The following is an 18,519-nucleotide window of genomic DNA, read 5'->3' on the forward strand; positions in this document are numbered from 1 at the left end:
TTCGTTCTTTTTTCAGCATATCCGAATTATTATGAAACCAAATATATCGACCGCTCGACAACTTTGATACGCCTACTCGTTATACCTCACCGGCTCATTCCGAATAATGAACAAATGAATCGGCAAGAAAACCGAAAATGTGATTGTATGAATGATCGTAAATAGTATGGAATTCGTTCCGTATCTATCCAAAATAGCGTAGATAAGATAAATAGACAGTACAAGTGATACAGCTGTTGCTAATATATATAGAATTGGTACGAAATTAAAGATGAAGCATCCGACATATATGCCAAATACTTTCCACCCTGCTTCTTCTTTCAAGAAATCTGGTAATTTATCTTTCGCTAAATCACCCCATATCTTACTATTGATAAACGGAATAAAAGCAAGAACACCATCAGTTGCACCATCATTTTTCGCCATCGTATAAAGTGCAAAAGCCGTTAACAAATACGAAATAATTGCCCAAATTATTATAACAAGAATAAACGCAAAACTAAGAGCAAAGAAACCTGCTAGTACGCCTTGATCTTCCATCTTATCCTCTCCTCTCTCTTCTCAACATATTTCATTACAGTGCAAGTTATGTTTTAAAATTCAACCAAACTCTCTGTATAATAAGAGGAGAATGATAATAAGAGAGGAGCCCATACCTATGCATCCATTTGTAAAAGCATTACAAGAGCATTTTACAGCTCATCAAAACCCAGCAAAAGCAGAACCAATGGCACGTTATATGAAAAATCACTTCCCATTTCTCGGTATTCAAACACCTGAAAGACGACAATTATTGAAAGACGTCATTCAAATACATACTCTCCCAGATCAAAAAGACTTCCAAATTATCGTACGTGAGCTTTGGGATTTACCAGAACGTGAATTTCAGGCAGCTGCACTTGATATTATGCAAAAATATAAAAAGCATATTAACGAAACTCATATCCCCTTCTTAGAAGAACTGATTGTAACAAAGTCTTGGTGGGATTCTGTTGATAGCATCGTCCCTACATTTTTAGGTGATATCTTTTTAAAACATCCAGAATTAATTTCTGCATATATTCCAAAGTGGATTGCATCAGAAAACATATGGTTACAACGTGCCGCTATTTTATTCCAGCTAAAATATAAACAAAAAATGGATAAAGAACTCCTTTTCTGGATTATCAGACAACTACATTCCTCAAAAGAATTTTTCATTCAAAAAGCAATCGGCTGGGTCCTTCGTGAATACGCAAAAACAAAGCCAGATGTCGTTTGGGAATACGTTCAAACTAACGAGCTCGCTCCATTAAGTAAACGCGAAGCAATTAAGCACATTAAAGAAAATTACGGAATAAATAACGTCAAAATAGGCGAGACTCTATCATAGATAGGCACGTCCCTCTATTGTGATTTAAAAAAGAACGTGTTAGAATATGTTCATTATTATTAATATAAGTAGCGATGACGGACTTATAAGTACTTGCACAAAAAGCGATTCAGGGATAGTGAAAGCCTGAAGCCGCAAGGAAACGGCAGTCTCGAGCAATACGTGATGAAAGTGGATGCGTCAAATGCGCATCAACTAGGGTGGAACCGCGGGTATATACAAGCTCGTCCCTAGGCATGATTGCCTAGAGACGAGCTTTTTTGTATTTAATTTAAAAGCGGAGGTGACTCGCTCAGAACAGGAGGGCATTGGAGCTCCTGACGAAGAGGCGCTTTTTGCCTCACAGGAAGGCGCGAAATGACCGACTGTTCTAGTCACCGGAGCTGGATAATTTAAAAGCGCAAGCGGCTCGCTCAAAATGTGAGGAGGATGGAGCTTCTGACATAGAGGCGCTTTTTGCCTCGGCGGAAGAAGCGAAGCCACCGAACATTTTAGCCGCTGGAGCTAGCGGAGATGCCCCGTTTCCAAAGTACCCATCACGTCATCGCAAATACGTTAACTTTCAAAAGGAGGATTTTATTATGTATTCAATGGAACAAGTTGTAAACTTAGCAAAACATCGCGGTTTCGTTTTCCCTGGTTCTGAAATTTACGGTGGTCTTGCAAACACATGGGATTACGGTCCACTTGGTATCGAATTAAAAAATAACGTTAAAAAAGCTTGGTGGAAAAAATTCATTCAAGAATCTCCACACAACGTTGGTTTAGATGCTGCTATTTTAATGAACCCAAAAACTTGGATCGCTTCTGGTCACGTTGGTAACTTTAATGATCCAATGATCGACTGTAAAAAATGTAAAGCTCGTCACCGTGCTGACAAATTAATTGAAGATGCATTAGACGCAAAAGGCATCGAAATGGTCGTTGACGGACTTACTTTCGACCAAATGGCTGACTTAATGAAAGAACATGAAGTAAAATGCCCTGATTGCGGTAGCCAAGAATTCACGGAAATCCGTCAGTTCAACTTAATGTTCAAAACATTCCAAGGTGTTACAGAGTCTAGCACAAACGAAATCTTCCTTCGTCCTGAAACAGCACAAGGTATTTTCGTAAACTTTAAAAACGTACAACGCTCTATGCGTAAGAAACTTCCATTTGGTATCGGTCAAATCGGTAAAAGTTTCCGTAACGAAATCACACCTGGTAACTTCACATTCCGTACACGTGAATTCGAACAAATGGAACTTGAATTCTTCTGTAAACCTGGTGAAGATTTAGAGTGGTTCGCATTCTGGCGTGAAACTTGTAAAAACTGGTTACTTTCACTTGGTATGACTGAAGAAAGTATGCGTCTTCGTGACCACGGTGAAGACGAATTATCTCACTACAGTAACGCAACAACTGATATTGAATTCAGATTCCCATTCGGTTGGGGCGAACTATGGGGCGTTGCATCTCGTACAGACTTCGATTTAAAACGTCACATGGAACACTCTAACGAAGACTTTAACTATATCGATCCACAAACGAATGAGCGTTACGTACCATACTGCATCGAGCCATCTCTAGGTGCAGACCGTGTAACATTAGCATTCTTATGTGATGCATATGAAGAAGAGCAATTAGAAAACGATTCTCGTACAGTTCTTCGTTTCCACCCTGCTTTAGCACCATATAAAGCAGCTATCTTACCATTATCTAAAAAGCTATCTGAAGGTGCTACTGAAGTATTCGCAGAACTAGCTAAAGACTTCATGGTAGACTTTGATGAAACTGGTTCTATCGGTAAACGTTACCGTCGTCAAGACGAAATCGGTACACCATTCTGTATCACATACGACTTCGACTCTGTTGAAGACAAAGCTGTTACAGTACGTGACCGTGACACTATGGAACAAGTTCGTATGCCAATTAGCGAACTAAAAGGTTTCTTAGAGAAAAAAATCCAGTTCTAATTATAAAAAAGAGGCAGCTCATAAGAGCCGCCTCTTTTCTATTTTTCACGTTTTTCTTTAATTGCTACTGTACATCTTGATATGCATAGTAAATCATCATTTTCATCAATGATGCGAATATCCCAAACCATTGTCGATTGTCCTCTATGTATCGGTGTCCCGATTGCTGTTACAATTCCATCTTGCTTTGAGCGAATATGATTTGCATTAATTTCTAATCCGAAACAAATACATTTCTCTTGATCAATTAAATTGTATGAACCAACACTTGCCACAGTTTCTGCTAATGCAACAGATGCACCGCCATGTAAAAATCCAAACGGCTGATGCGTACGTTCATCAACGGGCATTGTAGCAACTACTTTATCCTCTGTCATTTCTAATAGTTCAATTCCAAGCGAATCCATTAAAGTTTTTGACATATCGTTTCCCCCTTTTCCTCACTTTTAATTAAATGTATATTTTTACCTATTTACTTTCAAACTACCTATAACACTTATATAAGGAGGTTTCACCTAAATGAAACAGAAATTTTGTATACTACTGCTTATGTTCTCCTTACTCACTATTGTACCAAATTGTACGCATGCAGCCAAAGCATCCAACCTGACAATCGATGTGAAGACTGTAACGCAAAAAGGTAAGAAACCTTATATAGAATATCAAATTAATAGGCCTTCTTTTCACAATTTTTCTGATTCACAATTCCAAAATAAGCTGAATTCCTATTACAAAAATTCTACTACTAAATTTAAAAGTAAATTAGAAAAAGAAGCGAAGAAATATTATAAAGAAACAGAAGGATCTAGCACACCTTTTCATCCCTACGTTGCAAATGTTGACTATAAAGTAGCTTTAAACAAACCACCTTTCCTAAGTCTATATGTGAATTACTATCAATATACAGGCGGAGCGCACGGACTTTATACGTGGAAGGCAAATACATTTGATTTAAACGAAAAAAAATTATTACACTTAGACGATTTATTTCAGCAAGAGGATAAATATAAAGAAATAATTCGCACAGAGATTGTAAGACAAATTAAACAAAATGAAAGCATTTATTTTCCTGATGCAGCCGAAAAGGTAACGAGCACTAAAAAGTTTCACTACTTTTTAGAACCGGATAATCTTGTAATTTATTTCCCTTTATATGAAATTGCTCCTTATTCAAGCGGAATTCCGCAATTTCGTATTCCATACACATTGCTTAGAGACTATTTAAAGCCTTCTTATCAAAATATTTTGATTGACAACAAGTAAATATTTTCGCTACGATAATGTTAACCTAAACACAACTGGAGGTTAACATTATGAGGAAGCTTCATGTTTTAGATTTAGCATTAGCTGCCATGTTCGTCGCTCTTATGGCTATTGGTGCAAATATTGTATCTTGGGCGCCATTCTTACAGGTAGCGGGCGTTCCATTATCTATGCAACCATTTTTCGCAATTTTAGCAGGTCTTCTTCTTGGAAGTAGACTCGGGGCATTATCAATGACTGTTTACATGCTTGTTGGAGTAGCAGGTGCACCAATATTCGCTAACTTCAAAGCTGGATTCGGAGCACTTTTAGATCCTACTGGTGGTTTTATTATCGCATTTATTATCGTTGCTTACGTATCAGGAAAAATAGTAGAACAAAAAGAACGACCAACATTCAGCACCTTTGCAATTGCTTCTTTCGTCGGAATCATTTTAACGTATATTATCGGTACTACTTATATGTACGGGGCAGTGAATATTTTCATGGGTGGTAATATGAGTTATAAAGCTGCCTGGATGATTATGATGTGGTTTGCAGTAAAGGATATTGCGTTTACAATTATCGGCGCTATTATCGCACCTCGCATATACTATGCTGTACGTCGTTCGGCTTATCAGCGTTCTCATTCGACGATTTCATAATAAACAAGGAGCTGTTCCTATAGGAACAGCTCCTTGTTTATTATATTAAGACTCTTGCTTCATTTGCTCTTCTAAAATTTTCTTCATCATTACTAGCATATCATCACGTAATTCTGGGTGTTGCAATGCCATTTCAATTGTTGTTTGAACAAATCCTAATTTTTCACCAACGTCATAACGCTTTCCTTCGAAATCATATGCAAATACACGTTGAATTTCATTTAAGCTTTGAATTGCATCCGTTAACTGAATTTCGCCGCCCGCTCCCACTTGTTGCTGTTCCAAGAACATAAAGATTTCAGGAGTTAAAATGTAACGTCCCATAATCGCTAAGTTTGAAGGTGCAGTACCTTGCGTTGGTTTTTCAACGAAATTACGAACTTGATAACGACGTCCCTCTTGCTCTAACGGATCAATAATTCCGTAGCGATGTGTTTCTGCTTCAGGAACAGTTTGTACACCAATAACAGAAGAAAGTGTTTTATCATACTCGTCCATTAATTGACGTAAACATGGTTTTTCAGCTTGAACGATATCATCGCCTAATAATACTGCAAACGGCTCATCACCAATGAATTTACGCGCACACCAAACAGCATGTCCTAATCCTTTTGGTTCTTTTTGACGAATGTAATGGATATCTACCATTTTAGAAGAAGCTTGTACTTTTTCAAGTAACTCATACTTTTTCTTCTCTAATAAGTTTTGCTCTAATTCAAATGCGTTATCAAAATGATCTTCGATAGAGCGCTTTCCTTTACCAGTAACGATAATAATATCTTCGATGCCTGATTTTACTGCTTCTTCTACGATGTATTGAATTGTTGGTTTATCTACAATTGGAAGCATTTCTTTTGGCATTGCTTTCGTTGCTGGTAAAAAGCGTGTTCCTAATCCCGCTGCCGGGATAATTGCTTTTCTCACTTTTTTCATGACAAATACCCTCGCTTTTCATTCTAATTCTCTTAGTAAAGTGCAAATTTATAACACTCGCTCGTAATAATCCTCTACATCAAACAAAACTATAAGAAAAGAGGAGGCCGTTCTCCGTTCTCCTCTTTTCCTATCAGTAGCACTCTATTCTATTATAAACGATTCATAATATCTTCTTTAATAGTAAGTAACTTTTGTTCACTATTTTGTAAGGAATCATCTTGTACACCAAAGTAGAATTTAATTTTCGGCTCTGTTCCAGATGGACGTAAGCAGAACCAAGAACCATCTTCTAATTGATATTTTAACACATTTGATTTCGGTAAGTGAATCTCTTCCTTATTTCCATCTTGTAACGTTGTAATGATGCTTTCCTTATAATCCTCAACTGCAACGACTGTTAAACCAGCTACTTCTTTCGGAGGATTCCCGCGGAATGTTGCCATCATCTTTTGAATCTGTTCGGCACCGTCTTTTCCTTTTAACGTTAACGATACAAGGTCCTCGCGGAAGAACCCATACTTCTTAAATACTTCTAACAGGCCATCATATAACGTTTTACCTTGTGATTTGTAGTATGCAGCTACTTCACATGCAAATAGAACGGATTGCACTGCATCTTTATCACGGCAGAATGGGCGGATTAAATAACCATAGCTTTCCTCATAACCGAATTGGAATTTATATTGTCCGCTTTCTTCATACTGTTTAATTTTTTCACCGATAAATTTAAATCCAGTTAACGTATCAACTGTATCTAAACCGTATGCTTTTGCGATTGTACGGCCAATTTCAGACGTTACGATTGTTTTTAAAACAACACCGTTCTCTGGAAGCGTTCCGTTTTTTTTCTTTTGAGATAATAAATAATCAAGCATTAATGCACCTGTTTGGTTACCAGTTAATACTTGAAACTCACCATCATGATTACGAACTGCTACACCAAGACGGTCTGCATCAGGATCTGTTGCGATTAACACATCAGCGCCTACTTTTTCACCGTCGCGAATTGCATACTCAAACGCTGCATGCTCTTCTGGATTTGGTGATTTTACTGTAGAGAAGTTTGAATCTGGTAACTCTTGCTCTTTTACAACTGTTACATCTGCAAATCCAACTTCTTCTAAACCACGGCGTACCGAAATATTTGATGTTCCATGTAATGGTGTAAAGACGATTTTTAAATCTTTTCCTACTTCTTTCACCATCTCTTTATTAATAATGACATTGTTCAATTCTGCCGCATATGCATCATCTACTTCTTGTCCAATTATATGTAATAAACCGTCAGCTTTTAATTGCTCAACATCAGCAACTTCAACTGTTAATTCATTTTCTACTGCATTTACGTAGCTAATTAACTCATCAGCTTCTTTTGGAGGCAACTGCCCACCATCTTCACCATATACTTTATAACCGTTATATTCGGGCGGATTATGGCTTGCCGTAAGAACGATTCCACTTACTGTATGTAAATGACGAACTGCGAAAGAAAGCACTGGCGTTGGACGTAAGCTTTCAAATACGTATGTTGTAATACCCTGTGCACCAAGAGTAGCAGCTACTTCCATTGCGAATTCAGGTGATTTATGACGAGAATCATACGCGACAACAACACCACGTTTTTTCGCGTCTTCACCTAATTTTTCAATAAACCTAGCTAATCCTTTTGTTGCTTTACGAACTGTATATACATTTAAACGGTTCGTACCAGCACCAAGTTCACCACGCATACCACCTGTGCCGAACTCTAGATTTTTATAAAAGCTATCCTCGATTTTCTTCTCATCTTGCTTCATGTTTTCTAGCTGTTCTTTTAATTCTGCGTCTAATTCTGCATATGAAAGCCAGCGACTAAATTCTTGTTTCCAATTCATACTTCCATCTCCTCTCGCCTGTCGTACCTTCATTATATGAAAAAAACAACCTGCATCTCAATATTTTTTAAAATCTAACAGGATTTTACTATAAATATTTGTATACACTATGGTTAAATACTCCACCAAAGGGAATGAGGATTATGCAAGAATGGGGCTTGTCAGAAGAGCTCAAAATAAAAACAAAGCAGATGATTGAAATTGCTGAAAAAGAATTATCAAACATGAAGCATGCAATCGATAAAGAAGATGAATGTATTTTATGTAAAATGGAAGATATTCATCATATGTTAACAAATGTACAGACGTTAGCAGCTACATATTATATTCAAGCATATTTATCACCTTATACGGAAAGTTCACATTTCATCACTACAGCTGTCCAACATTTAAGCGCTCGAAAACACGGTGCTCTTATTATCGTGGAACGAAGTGACGCTCTTGATTCTTTCATTCAAACTGGAACGACATTAAACGCACACTTAACCGCGCCACTACTTGAATCGATCTTTTATCCAGGGAACCCTCTTCATGACGGAGCCGTTCTCATTAAAAATAATCATATTCTCTCAGCAGCTAATATTCTTCCATTAACAAAAAGCACAGAAATCAATCCTGAGCTAGGAACACGTCACAGGGCTGCAATTGGCTTATCAGAGAAAAGTGATTCACTTATATTAGTTGTCTCTGAAGAAACTGGTCGTACTTCATTCGCTTTAAATGGAACGTTATATACGATTTCTTTATAGAATACCTATAAAATAAAAAAAGCTGTTCCGGAAAGGTTCATTATGTAATGACCTTTCCAGACAGTTTTTTTTGCATTCTTTATTCTTCTCCGAAACGCTCAACAAGTGTTGCAAGTGTACGCACCATTGCACCTGTTGCCCCGGCCGGTCCTAAATCATGTGTTCCTGTTGTTTCAGATGTTCCAGCGATGTCTAAGTGTACCCATGGTGTTTCTTCTGCAAATTCACCAAGGAATGTCCCAGCCATAACCGCATGTCCTTCACGGCCTGGTGAGTTATTTAAATCAGCAAATTTACTGTTTTTGACACGTTCTTTATCACGTTCAAAAATCGGCAATTGCCAAATTGGCTCATCCGTTTCCATAGAAGCCTCTAACACTTGTTCAAACAATTCTTCATTATTTGTCATTGCACCTGTTGTATGATTTCCAAGTGCAACAATTATACCGCCTGTTAATGTTGCAACATCAACTAAGTAATTTGCACCAAGTTTCTTCGCATACGTAATACCGTCAGCTAACGCTAAGCGACCTTCTGCATCTGTATTTAATACTTCAATTGTTTTTCCGCTCATAGATGTAATAACATCATCTGGCTTAAATGCTGTACCACTTACAACGTTGTCAGTTGATGGAATAACAGCAATTACATTTTGCTCAGGGCGAAGTTCACCGATGATCTCCATCGCGCCAAGAACAGCTGCAGCGCCGCCCATATCACCTTTCATACCAACCATGCCTTCACGTGGTTTTAAAGAATAGCCGCCAGTATCATATGTAATCCCTTTTCCAACAAATCCAATTACATCTTTCCACTCTTCTTTTCCTTTATAAATAAGAGCAATCATTTTTGGCGGTTCAGTAGATCCTTGGTTTACTGCAAGTAATGCACCCATACCAAGCTCTTCCATCTCTTCTTTCTCAAGAACCTTATAATCCATATCGTATTTTTCCGCTAATTCAACTGCATACTCAGCAAGCTTTGTCGCTGTTAATACGTTTGGCGGCATATTTACAAGCGTACGAGCTGAATTCGTTGCACGTCCATGTACGTATCCTACCGTTAATGCTGCTTCAATTTCTTGTGCATCTTCTGCTGTAATAGCAATCAGTTTTTCTAACTCTACTCTTTCTTTTTCATCCGTTTTATATGTTTGTAATCCGTATGTACCAAGGCAATATACTTCCGATGCAATATGAGCTACATCAATCGCGTCTAATTTATCTGTTACGAAAGAGTCAAGTAAGATTGCTGCGTCTTTTACTTTTGCTGATTGTAACGATTTAAAAGCTTTACTAAGAGCCGCACGTAACGTTTCTGTTGTATATGACTCTTTCTTACCTAAACCAACAAAATAATAACGTTTAACATTTGTTTTTCCTAAGCTATGTACTTTTGAAATGGCTTTCTTCTTAGTTGAAAGTTCTTCTTCTTCTAATAAAACTTGTAATTGTCCTTCAAACGCTTTATCCAGTTCTTGTACAAAGCTACTCGTTTTATCTTCTTCAAATAAGGCAACAATTACCGCTTCATGACTTGCTAATTCTTTTTGTACTTGAAACATGTTCAGACCCCCTAAATTTCTCTACGTCCATTATAACTTTATTTTCGATAAAATGCGACAATTCTAAATTCTATCGTTTCATATGAAGATACTATTTCCAATATCTTCTATGGTGAAATAAGACAAGAAAAAAGTCTAGCGTTATTACCACTAGACTATCTTTGTTTTAAATATTGTCCACGAAACACTTGCATCGTTTCGTCTTGATTTAACATCGTTAACTCTTCTTCCGAAAACTTACCATTTCCTATTTTCACTATATACACATTTACTTTTTTCTTACCCCATTGGCTATAAACATCTTTCACCGTATCATAATATAAATCGAGACGATTTCCTTTTATAGCACCGCCCTTATCAGCTACAACACCATATCCGTAACCTGGCACGAATAGAATTGTCCCGAGCGGGAATACGCGCAAGTCAGCAGCGATTGTGGAATATAAATCCCTTTTTGCTTTAACACCTGAATATGTAATGCCATACTCTGGATGCCCCGGTCTCTTTCCAGTTGACTCTATACCTGATGTATAACCAGTTGCAGTCATTTCTATAACACGATATTTAGACCAGTCATTTGCCTGTTCTAAAGCATTTATCACTTCTTTACTCGGAGCAACTTTTTTCTCAATTTCTGCTGCATGTACTTCTTTTACACTTGTTCCTTCATATGATTTTATAATCTCTAATAAAGAAACTCCTGTGAAAGCCTGCCATGTTACGCATAATGCGAATGCAAGTAAACAAGTCATCATAATGCGAATACAATATCGTTTTAACATTTTTATATTCCACACTCCTTCATCGTTAATCATTCCCTATACGATGAAGGAATATGCAAAAAAATAATCTCCAAATTGATTGGAGATTAAAACATTTGATATCCACTTTTCCGAAGCTTCTTAATTATAATTCCTGCTAAAGCAGCACCTACTAATCCAGTAGATAGAATAAACACATCTGCGTGTCCTAAATGCGATACACTTGTCCCAAATGAAGAAAATGTTTCTTTTGGCTTTGAAAAATAGTCCCATACACTCGCTTTATTAATAATAAGCATACAAATAATCGGATACACAATAACCATTACCCACGTAGCTCGCAAAATCATGTTGAGTAAAAATCCAATTCCAAAAAATAAAATAAAGAACAACATCATTGAAATAAGTAGTACCGGTATACTCACTTCTTCTCCCTCTCCTTCGCATACGCCGTAAACACATGATAAGCCGTATAACCAAACTGCTCTCCTGGATTTAATGTTGTGTCCATTTCAAAATGCGACTCTGCTCTTCCTTCTAATAAATATTTGATGAGTACAGAAGTATTTTGATCATCTGCAATGTTTTCTGGATGTAAAAAAGCTACTTCCGACAATTCTTTCTCCTGTACGATAACGTCTTCTCCCTCTGGCTCTAAAAGAAAAATAATCATATTATCACTAATTTCATTATGAATAACACCTGAGCGAATACCAATAATCCCCTTTACATGAGCAACAATGCCTGTCTCTTCCAAAATTTCACGTTTTACAGCTTCATCAACAGTCTCGCCTTCATTAACAAAACCAGCAGGTAAAGACCATTGCCCTTTCAATCCACCGTATTTTTTCTTAACGAATAGCCATCTCCCATCTTTTGTAGCTACTAAACCACTGACAGCTAACCACACTTTCCCTCGCTTCCCCATGATATAACCTCCTCCACCGAACGGACAGAATATTCTTTCTTTTTTATATATTATACTATATTTTTAAGTACACTGTGATTTTTCCTTTCTTAGGGTAATGCCCCATTACCATCAACTTAAAAAATTGGCATTTCCCCATATTGAAAAAAATGAGCTGAATTATTATAAATAACTCTGGAAAGATAAAGTTTTCATTTTGGGGATACTTCAAAATATTAGCCTGATGGACATAGGTATCACCACATGTCCACGGATTAAAGAAAGAGCCTATTATTAAACTGTACCCTACTCTTTGGGTCTGAAGAGGTGCTATAGATGAATGTAAAGACATATAGGGCTCAAGTGTTTTCTTGGTCTAAGGAGACCAAGGTAGAAATAGTAGAACTCATTTCCGCCGGCATAGGTATGGCCGGACCTGTTCTGTTCGCCACAGTTCTAGGCTATCCCGCTCTTGGTTTTGCTGCATCAGTCGGCAGTTTGGCAGTCAGTATCGTGAAAGTCGGTTCGAGTTTTATAAATCACGGGAAAAATTTGGCATCAGCACTGATATCAATAGTGCTTGCTGCGATTGCTGCTGTTCTCTCTTTCGGACATGGCTATCTAACATTTGGAGTCTTGATCCTGCTGGTAAGCCTTGCTGCGTTAATTGGCGGATATAGTCGTGCCTTGGCGGTGGAAACAACACGCTTTTTCGTATTCCTGATCATCATCCTCAATATGGTCGATCAGACGGAGTACCGGATGGAACTAATTTTTTCAATCTTAGCAGGGGCGATTTGGACCGTCAGTATCAGCTTGGTGCTAGGCATCTGGGTACACCGTTGTTTTAAATCATCGCTGGATGGAGCTGTGAAAGGGCCAACATCGAAAAAAATCATTCTATGGCGGAATTCTCTTGCACACCTATCCGGTTGGCAATTCCCAATCAGGCTCGCATTATGTTTAGGTATAGCTGAGGGATTGCGAATACTTTGGCCCGAGCACCACTTCTATTGGATTGCAATTACCGTAGCGATCCTTACTCAGCGGAAAATAGAACTCTTTCCAATCAAAACAACACAACGAGTGCTTGGTACAGTAATCGGCGTGATTGTTGCGAGTTTGCTTCTCGCAACTAGCCTACCAATTTGGGGGTTGGTTATAAGTATCGGGCTATTTGCAGGTGTTCGACCTCTTCTAAAGGTTCGAAATTATCTTGTATACTCTGCAACCATGATCCCGCTCATTATTTTGATCATGGAAGCCGGAAAACCGTTCCAGTTTATCATTCTGTTCGACCGTGTATTTGCAACCCTTATCGGCGCAGTCATCGTGATTGCAGTGAACTTGATATTCAGTAGAGCGATGGCGAAATCAGTGTAAAGGTGGTTATCTAGCGAAAGATGCTTTAATATTTCGGGTATCTTTTCTAGTTGAACAAAATCCCCCCTAAAATGAAAAAATACGCTATTCTTTCTGTAGAATCATAAGAAAGGATGGCGTTTTTGTATGTCTATTTCTGTATCTGATGAATTACAACTATTTGCTAAAAAACTATATGGAAGGGAAAGTAAGTATGAAGAAAACGAAACAGTGGCCTGGCGAATCTGCATTTTCTTTCTTCGGAAACGCAATTATTCTATATGGAATTCCTTTCACTTTTCACCCTCTTTTTATTACTATATCGAAAACGTGTATTATACAAAAAAAGCAGAAACAGCTCATAGCCGTTTCTGCTTTTTCTACTATATATTAAAAGAACTTCAATTTACCTTTTTTAAGAACTAATAAAGGTCCGCCTAGTAAGAATAAGTAACGGTTGTCGATTACTTTCTTCATGAATGAAGCTTTCCAACCTGTTAACTTTTTACCCATAACAACGCCCATTGCATCGTCATGACCTAATGAACATACAGATCCTTTATTATCAAATGCAAACTTTTTCATTTCGCCTTTGCCGCGAACTAACACAGTTAAATTGTGTGCAATATTATAACCTTCTTGAATTGCAATCTGTGCTGTTGGTGGGTATGGACGGTTAATCTCCTCATTGATGATTAACGCTGCGTCACCAACCATGAATACATCCTCATGACCCGGAGCGTGCATGTACTCATCCACTTTAATACGTCCGCGCATTGCTTCAAATCCAGACTCTTCCACAATACCGTTACCACGAACACCTGCAGCCCAAACTACAGTTTCAGATTTAAGAAGTTCAGCATCATCACCGTTTGCAACGATAATACCTTCTTCAGTTGCTTCCTTAATTGCTGTACCGATGCGGAATTCTACACCTTTTTTCTCAAGTTGTTTTACAGCGTACTCTACTAATGCTGGATCGAAACCAGGAAGTGCTGTTGGAGCAGCTTCTACACAGATGATACGTGCTTTTTCACGTGGAACGTCGTACTCTTTGCAAAGTTCAGGAATACGATTTGCAAGCTCACCTACGTACTCGATGCCAGTAAATCCAGCGCCACCAACAACGATTGTTACTAACTCATCGCGTTTTTCAGTCGCATATTGAGCGAATTTTTCTTCCATATGCTCACGAATTTGACGAGTTGCATTAATGTTAGTGATTGAGAATGCATGCTCTTTTAATCCTTTAATTCCGAACGTTTCTGATTCGAAACCAAGACCGATTACTAAGTAATCATACTCTAATTCACCATCTTTTAAGATAATACGTTTTTCAGCAGCTTGAATCTCTACTACTGTATCTTGTACAAAGTTCACTTTATTTGTATCGATAACGTCTTGAATATCTAGACAGATTTTATCATCTTGTAATGTACCAGCTGCACTCTCATGTAACCAAGTTGCTTGGTAGTGATAGCTGTTGTTGTTTACTAACGTAATTTCAGCTTCACTTACAGATAATGTTTTTTGCAGACGAACAGTCGTAATCATCCCGCCATAACCTGCACCTAAAACTACGATTTTTGGAGTCTTCACCAAATCACAACCCTTTTCTTTATATAATAGTAATTAAAAATAATACCAAGTACTAAAAACTCTATTTGTCAAGAATGTGGAATTTATCACATTCTATATCATAACAAAACGTAGTCAAAAAATCGTACGAAATTTGTCATAGAAATTTAACATAATACTTCCCTATATTAGTCGGTTTCATTCCATAATTCAAGCACCTAGAGAATTATCAATATTTTAAAATAACATAGCGTTTTCAAGGGTTTTTCAGCCTTTTTTTCATGTATTTTCCTTTCGCTATATTTTATACGATTCTAAAACATCTATGCGCAAACTTACTTATTATTCAGTCGTTTTCAGAAGTATTATTAACTGAAATATGCTATCATTTATTTGAAAGTGTCATCATTTGCAGGATTTTCGTGTACATATGAACAATATATGAAATCAATATTAAAATTCCATCTATAGGGGGAATGAAAGTGACAGAAAATCAAAAAGTTTACGACATAACGATTATTGGTGGTGGCCCAACAGGACTATTCACTGCATTTTATGGCGGAATGAGACAAGCAAGTGTAAAAATTATTGAAAGCTTACCTCAACTTGGAGGGCAATTATCCGCACTATATCCCGAAAAATATATTTATGATGTAGCTGGATTCCCAAAAGTGCGTGCACAAGAGTTAGTTGATAACTTAAAAGAGCAAATGAAGAAATTTGATCCAACTGTTTGCTTAGAGGAAGCTGTTGATACGCTTGAAAAACAAGCTGACGGTATATTTAAACTTGTTACAAATAAACAAACTCACTACTCTAAATCTGTCATTATTACTGCTGGTAATGGTGCTTTCCAACCACGCCGCTTAGAATTAGAAGGCGGGGCAAAATACGAAAAGAAAAACTTACATTATTTCGTTGATGATATGAATAAATTTGCTGGAAAACGCGTCGTTGTATTCGGCGGCGGTGACTCAGCAGTAGATTGGACAATGATGTTAGAACCGATTGCGGACAAAGTTACAATTGTTCATCGCCGTGATAAATTCCGTGCACATGAACATAGCGTAGAAAGCTTAATGAATTCCCTTGCAGAAGTAAGCACACCTTACGTTCCAGTTGAACTCATCGGTGATGATACTATTGAACAAGTTGTTCTTCAGCACGTAAAAACAGAAGAAAAAGTTATCATCGATGTTGATGACGTAATCGTAAACTACGGCTTCGTTTCTTCGCTTGGTCCAATTAAAAATTGGGGCTTAAATATTCAAAAGAACAGCATCCTCGTGAACTCAAAAATGGAAACAAATATTCCTGGCATTTACGCTGCTGGTGACATTTGTACATATGAAGGAAAAGTAAAACTCATTGCTTGCGGCTTTGGTGAAGCACCGACAGCAGTAAACAATGCAAAAGCTTACTTCGATCCAAACGCAAAACTTCAACCAATGCACAGCTCAAGTATGTTTTAATATAGAAATGAAAAGAACTCTTTTTACATGAAAGGAGTTCTTTTCATACTCTCTCCTTTTCCTAGCTAAAATACATTCCAATTTTATAAAAAACACTACTTACTTCCAAAATATGTTACAATAAAACAAGAACGTATGTTTCATTTAATAAAGGGAGGTTTTATTAATGAAAGAACCTATTATCGTAAAAAAAGAAGCTTTCCAGGCAATCGGTGTCTCTATTACGACGACTAACGAAAAGGAAGCATCGACTGAAGGAAGGATTCCAATGCTTTGGAATCGCTACTTTCAAGAACAAATCATGCATCAAATTCCAAATCAACAAACAAAAGAAACATTCGCCTTCTATTCAAACTACGAATCAGATGAAACTGGTACGTATCAATTTACGATTGGTATGCCCGTTTCTTCATTAGAAGACGTTCCTGAAAATATGACAACTTTAACAATACCTGCTACTACGTATGCGGTATTTACAACGAGAAAGGGACCAGTTTCTGAAGTCGTTTGCGAGGCTTGGGAATATATTTGGCAATGGTCGAAAGAAAACAAACGTGCCTTTACAACAGATTTCGAACTGTATGATGAAAAAGCAACAGATCCAAATAACGTACAATTGAATATTTATATTGCATTAGCCTAAAACATTAAAAAGAAGATGCCCTTGGTATCTTCTTTTTTTGTCGTGAAATAGCCACTGTGCAAATTCATTATTATTGTCTACAATGAGAAAGTGCAGTATAGAACTATTAGAAACTGTATAAAACGATTGTTAATAGGTTTTTTAGTCTAAAATCGGTACATAGAAAGGAAGCAATATGGAGGAACTACAACAAAATAAATCTGCTTTAGAAGGAAGCGGAAAACCGTTATTAAAAAATACGAACTTCCTTTTTCTTTGGGCAGCTACTCTCTTTTCAAGTTTTGCTTTAGCCTTTTTTACTTTTTCACAAACATGGTACATAGCAAAAACATTAAACCTTGAGGCTTCACTCGGTATTGTTTTCGTGGCTCTTAGTGTTCCAAGGCTCATCTTTATGATTATCGGCGGAGCATTAGCTGATAAATTCCCGAAAAAAAACATTATGTTTTATTCTAATATTATTCGCGCTATTCTTGTCGCAACCATTCTCACCTGGTTCATCGTCGGTGATGTAACACTATATACATTTGCTTTGTTCGCTTTGTTCTTCGGACTTGCTGACGCTTTCTTCTGGTCAGCAGATGGATCTATTCTGCCTGAACTTGTAGAAAAAAGCCGTTTAACACAAGCAAATTCACTTACTCAAATGACAAACCAAGCATCTGTCATTTTAGGACCTGTACTTGGCGGTATTCTCATTAAATTTACGAACTATGAGACAATTTTTTCAATTACAATCCTGCTACTCATTATCGCTGCAATACTCGTTCAAAAAATACAATTTACCGTACCCGAAAAAAATGAAACAGACAAAGGCATGTTCACTTCTATTAAAGAAGGAATCTTATACGTAAAGGAATCACCATTCCTTTCAACTTTCCTGATTTGTAGCGCCTTTCTAAACTTATTTTTAATCGGTCCGATGCAAGTCGGTTTCCCGCTTTTTGTTAAAAACGTTCTGCACGGTGATTCACTTCAGTTTAGTTACTTAGAAGCATCTGTCGGCGGTGGAATGGCGATAGGAGCTATCATTGTCGGGTTAAAAAACATTAACCGCAGACGTGGTCTATTTTGTATTATCATGATGCTACTGTCTGGTGTATTCTTCTTATCCATCAACTTTAGCACTGTACTTTGGCAAGCTCTATTAGCTGGAATGTTTTACGGTATTACAATTGCGATGGCTATCGTTCCACTTATGGCAATGATCCAATCAACAGTAAAAGAAGAGATGATGGGACGCGTTATGAGTTTACTCATGCTTTCATCGATGGGATTCATTCCGCTCTCTTACGCATTTACATCGCTTGCACTTGGGATCGGTATTCCAATTGTAACGGTTATGAAAAGCGGTGCAATCGCTGTTATCGTCTTCGTACTATTTGTAGCGATTCGTGTTCCAGTTGTAAGGAAATTCGATTAGCTACTAAGAGTCA

At 37.4% G+C, this 18,519-nt stretch carries 19 protein-coding genes; 10 read left to right on the top strand and 9 right to left on the bottom strand.

Translation table 11 applies throughout. The annotated features are described in order from the left end of the window. Positions 1-72: 72 nt before the first annotated feature. Entirely contained in the window at positions 73-540 is a 468-nt protein-coding gene (locus ACFWDE_RS20675) for a hypothetical protein (RefSeq protein ID WP_002015861.1), read from the bottom strand. Between the two features lie 118 nt (positions 541-658). On the opposite strand from ACFWDE_RS20675, the gene ACFWDE_RS20680 reads away from it, so the two are divergent. Together ACFWDE_RS20680 and ACFWDE_RS20685 are read left to right on the top strand one after the other, a co-directional pair. Continuing rightward, the gene (locus tag ACFWDE_RS20680; RefSeq protein ID WP_377894377.1) at positions 659-1,372 is read left to right on the top strand and encodes a DNA alkylation repair protein; all 714 of its coding nucleotides are present in this window, start codon (positions 659-661) and stop codon (positions 1,370-1,372) included. 581 nt (positions 1,373-1,953) lie between these two features. Then, complete coding sequence (locus ACFWDE_RS20685; protein ID WP_002015863.1) at positions 1,954-3,330, top strand: glycine--tRNA ligase; 1,377 nt, start codon at positions 1,954-1,956, stop codon at positions 3,328-3,330. Positions 3,331-3,368: 38 nt separating this feature from the next. On the opposite strand, the gene ACFWDE_RS20690 is transcribed toward ACFWDE_RS20685, so the two are convergent. Further along, the gene (locus ACFWDE_RS20690) at positions 3,369-3,752 is read right to left on the bottom strand and encodes a hotdog fold thioesterase (protein WP_002145111.1); all 384 of its coding nucleotides are present in this window, start codon (positions 3,750-3,752) and stop codon (positions 3,369-3,371) included. Between the two features lie 97 nt (positions 3,753-3,849). On the opposite strand from ACFWDE_RS20690, the gene ACFWDE_RS20695 reads away from it, so the two are divergent. Then, complete coding sequence (locus ACFWDE_RS20695) at positions 3,850-4,593, top strand: DUF3298 and DUF4163 domain-containing protein (protein WP_016096630.1); 744 nt, start codon at positions 3,850-3,852, stop codon at positions 4,591-4,593. 50 nt (positions 4,594-4,643) lie between these two features. Further along, positions 4,644-5,237 (top strand): biotin transporter BioY, encoded by a 594-nt coding sequence (locus tag ACFWDE_RS20700; protein ID WP_377894379.1) that lies wholly within the window; start codon positions 4,644-4,646, stop codon positions 5,235-5,237. A gap of 45 nt (positions 5,238-5,282) precedes the next feature. Here ACFWDE_RS20700 and galU read toward each other — a convergent pair whose 3' ends face one another. Together galU and ACFWDE_RS20710 are read right to left on the bottom strand one after the other, a co-directional pair. After that, positions 5,283-6,170 (bottom strand): UTP--glucose-1-phosphate uridylyltransferase GalU, encoded by an 888-nt coding sequence (galU, locus tag ACFWDE_RS20705; RefSeq protein ID WP_002067929.1) that lies wholly within the window; start codon positions 6,168-6,170, stop codon positions 5,283-5,285. Between the two features lie 152 nt (positions 6,171-6,322). Beyond that, positions 6,323-8,047, bottom strand: a complete 1,725-nt coding sequence (locus ACFWDE_RS20710) for a phospho-sugar mutase (protein ID WP_377894380.1) — start codon at positions 8,045-8,047, stop codon at positions 6,323-6,325. A 143-nt stretch (positions 8,048-8,190) separates the two neighbouring features. On the opposite strand from ACFWDE_RS20710, the gene cdaS reads away from it, so the two are divergent. Next, positions 8,191-8,796, top strand: a complete 606-nt coding sequence (gene cdaS / locus ACFWDE_RS20715; RefSeq protein ID WP_377894382.1) for a sporulation-specific diadenylate cyclase CdaS — start codon at positions 8,191-8,193, stop codon at positions 8,794-8,796. Positions 8,797-8,875: 79 nt separating this feature from the next. Here cdaS and ACFWDE_RS20720 read toward each other — a convergent pair whose 3' ends face one another. The 4 genes from ACFWDE_RS20720 to ACFWDE_RS20735 all read right to left on the bottom strand — a co-directional run bounded on the left by ACFWDE_RS20720 (position 8,876) and on the right by ACFWDE_RS20735 (position 12,049). Further along, the gene (locus tag ACFWDE_RS20720) at positions 8,876-10,360 is read right to left on the bottom strand and encodes a leucyl aminopeptidase (RefSeq protein WP_377894384.1); all 1,485 of its coding nucleotides are present in this window, start codon (positions 10,358-10,360) and stop codon (positions 8,876-8,878) included. A gap of 155 nt (positions 10,361-10,515) precedes the next feature. Next, positions 10,516-11,142, bottom strand: a complete 627-nt coding sequence (locus ACFWDE_RS20725) for a 3D domain-containing protein (RefSeq protein ID WP_002089307.1) — start codon at positions 11,140-11,142, stop codon at positions 10,516-10,518. 86 nt (positions 11,143-11,228) lie between these two features. Next, positions 11,229-11,546, bottom strand: coding sequence for a YuiB family protein (locus ACFWDE_RS20730; RefSeq protein WP_002089308.1), 318 nt, complete (start codon positions 11,544-11,546; stop codon positions 11,229-11,231). Beyond that, positions 11,543-12,049, bottom strand: a complete 507-nt coding sequence (locus ACFWDE_RS20735; protein WP_002067921.1) for an NUDIX hydrolase — start codon at positions 12,047-12,049, stop codon at positions 11,543-11,545. The genes ACFWDE_RS20730 and ACFWDE_RS20735 overlap by 4 nt, the downstream gene beginning before the upstream one ends. Before the next feature lie 315 nt (positions 12,050-12,364). Here ACFWDE_RS20735 and ACFWDE_RS20740 point away from each other — a divergent pair, with 315 nt between their 5' ends. Then, on the top strand, positions 12,365-13,411 hold the full coding sequence (locus tag ACFWDE_RS20740; protein WP_377894388.1) for an FUSC family protein: 1,047 nt from the start codon (positions 12,365-12,367) through the stop codon (positions 13,409-13,411). A 193-nt stretch (positions 13,412-13,604) separates the two neighbouring features. Beyond that, entirely contained in the window at positions 13,605-13,784 is a 180-nt protein-coding gene (locus ACFWDE_RS20745; RefSeq protein WP_377894391.1) for a hypothetical protein, read from the top strand. Here ACFWDE_RS20745 and ACFWDE_RS20750 read toward each other — a convergent pair. Continuing rightward, the gene (locus ACFWDE_RS20750) at positions 13,781-14,989 is read right to left on the bottom strand and encodes an NAD(P)/FAD-dependent oxidoreductase (protein ID WP_377894394.1); all 1,209 of its coding nucleotides are present in this window, start codon (positions 14,987-14,989) and stop codon (positions 13,781-13,783) included. The genes ACFWDE_RS20745 and ACFWDE_RS20750 overlap by 4 nt on opposite strands. 461 nt (positions 14,990-15,450) lie before the next feature. On the opposite strand from ACFWDE_RS20750, the gene ACFWDE_RS20755 reads away from it, so the two are divergent. The 3 genes from ACFWDE_RS20755 to ACFWDE_RS20765 all read left to right on the top strand — a co-directional run bounded on the left by ACFWDE_RS20755 (position 15,451) and on the right by ACFWDE_RS20765 (position 18,506). Continuing rightward, a complete protein-coding gene (locus ACFWDE_RS20755; protein ID WP_377894396.1) occupies positions 15,451-16,440 on the top strand; it encodes an NAD(P)/FAD-dependent oxidoreductase in 990 nt (329 codons plus the stop codon). Positions 16,441-16,606: 166 nt separating this feature from the next. Beyond that, positions 16,607-17,083, top strand: coding sequence for a GyrI-like domain-containing protein (locus tag ACFWDE_RS20760; RefSeq protein ID WP_002112609.1), 477 nt, complete (start codon positions 16,607-16,609; stop codon positions 17,081-17,083). 175 nt (positions 17,084-17,258) lie between these two features. Continuing rightward, positions 17,259-18,506, top strand: coding sequence for an MFS transporter (locus ACFWDE_RS20765; RefSeq protein WP_002145098.1), 1,248 nt, complete (start codon positions 17,259-17,261; stop codon positions 18,504-18,506). Positions 18,507-18,519 lie beyond the last annotated feature (13 nt).

It is taken from the genome of Bacillus sp. NPDC060175 (assembly GCF_042728695.1).
In the GTDB taxonomy this organism is placed as follows: domain Bacteria; phylum Bacillota; class Bacilli; order Bacillales; family Bacillaceae_G; genus Bacillus_A.

Coding starts and splice junctions, on each gene's coding strand:
- ACFWDE_RS20675 (WP_002015861.1), bottom strand. CDS start 540: ATGGAAGATCAAGGCGTACTAGCAGGTTTCTTTGCTCTTAGTTTTGCG.
- ACFWDE_RS20680 (WP_377894377.1), top strand. CDS start 659: ATGCATCCATTTGTAAAAGCATTACAAGAGCATTTTACAGCTCATCAA.
- ACFWDE_RS20685 (WP_002015863.1), top strand. CDS start 1,954: ATGTATTCAATGGAACAAGTTGTAAACTTAGCAAAACATCGCGGTTTC.
- ACFWDE_RS20690 (WP_002145111.1), bottom strand. CDS start 3,752: ATGTCAAAAACTTTAATGGATTCGCTTGGAATTGAACTATTAGAAATG.
- ACFWDE_RS20695 (WP_016096630.1), top strand. CDS start 3,850: ATGAAACAGAAATTTTGTATACTACTGCTTATGTTCTCCTTACTCACT.
- ACFWDE_RS20700 (WP_377894379.1), top strand. CDS start 4,644: ATGAGGAAGCTTCATGTTTTAGATTTAGCATTAGCTGCCATGTTCGTC.
- galU (WP_002067929.1), bottom strand. CDS start 6,170: ATGAAAAAAGTGAGAAAAGCAATTATCCCGGCAGCGGGATTAGGAACA.
- ACFWDE_RS20710 (WP_377894380.1), bottom strand. CDS start 8,047: ATGAATTGGAAACAAGAATTTAGTCGCTGGCTTTCATATGCAGAATTA.
- cdaS (WP_377894382.1), top strand. CDS start 8,191: ATGCAAGAATGGGGCTTGTCAGAAGAGCTCAAAATAAAAACAAAGCAG.
- ACFWDE_RS20720 (WP_377894384.1), bottom strand. CDS start 10,360: ATGTTTCAAGTACAAAAAGAATTAGCAAGTCATGAAGCGGTAATTGTT.
- ACFWDE_RS20725 (WP_002089307.1), bottom strand. CDS start 11,142: ATGTTAAAACGATATTGTATTCGCATTATGATGACTTGTTTACTTGCA.
- ACFWDE_RS20735 (WP_002067921.1), bottom strand. CDS start 12,049: ATGGGGAAGCGAGGGAAAGTGTGGTTAGCTGTCAGTGGTTTAGTAGCT.
- ACFWDE_RS20740 (WP_377894388.1), top strand. CDS start 12,365: ATGAATGTAAAGACATATAGGGCTCAAGTGTTTTCTTGGTCTAAGGAG.
- ACFWDE_RS20745 (WP_377894391.1), top strand. CDS start 13,605: ATGAAGAAAACGAAACAGTGGCCTGGCGAATCTGCATTTTCTTTCTTC.
- ACFWDE_RS20760 (WP_002112609.1), top strand. CDS start 16,607: ATGAAAGAACCTATTATCGTAAAAAAAGAAGCTTTCCAGGCAATCGGT.
- ACFWDE_RS20765 (WP_002145098.1), top strand. CDS start 17,259: ATGGAGGAACTACAACAAAATAAATCTGCTTTAGAAGGAAGCGGAAAA.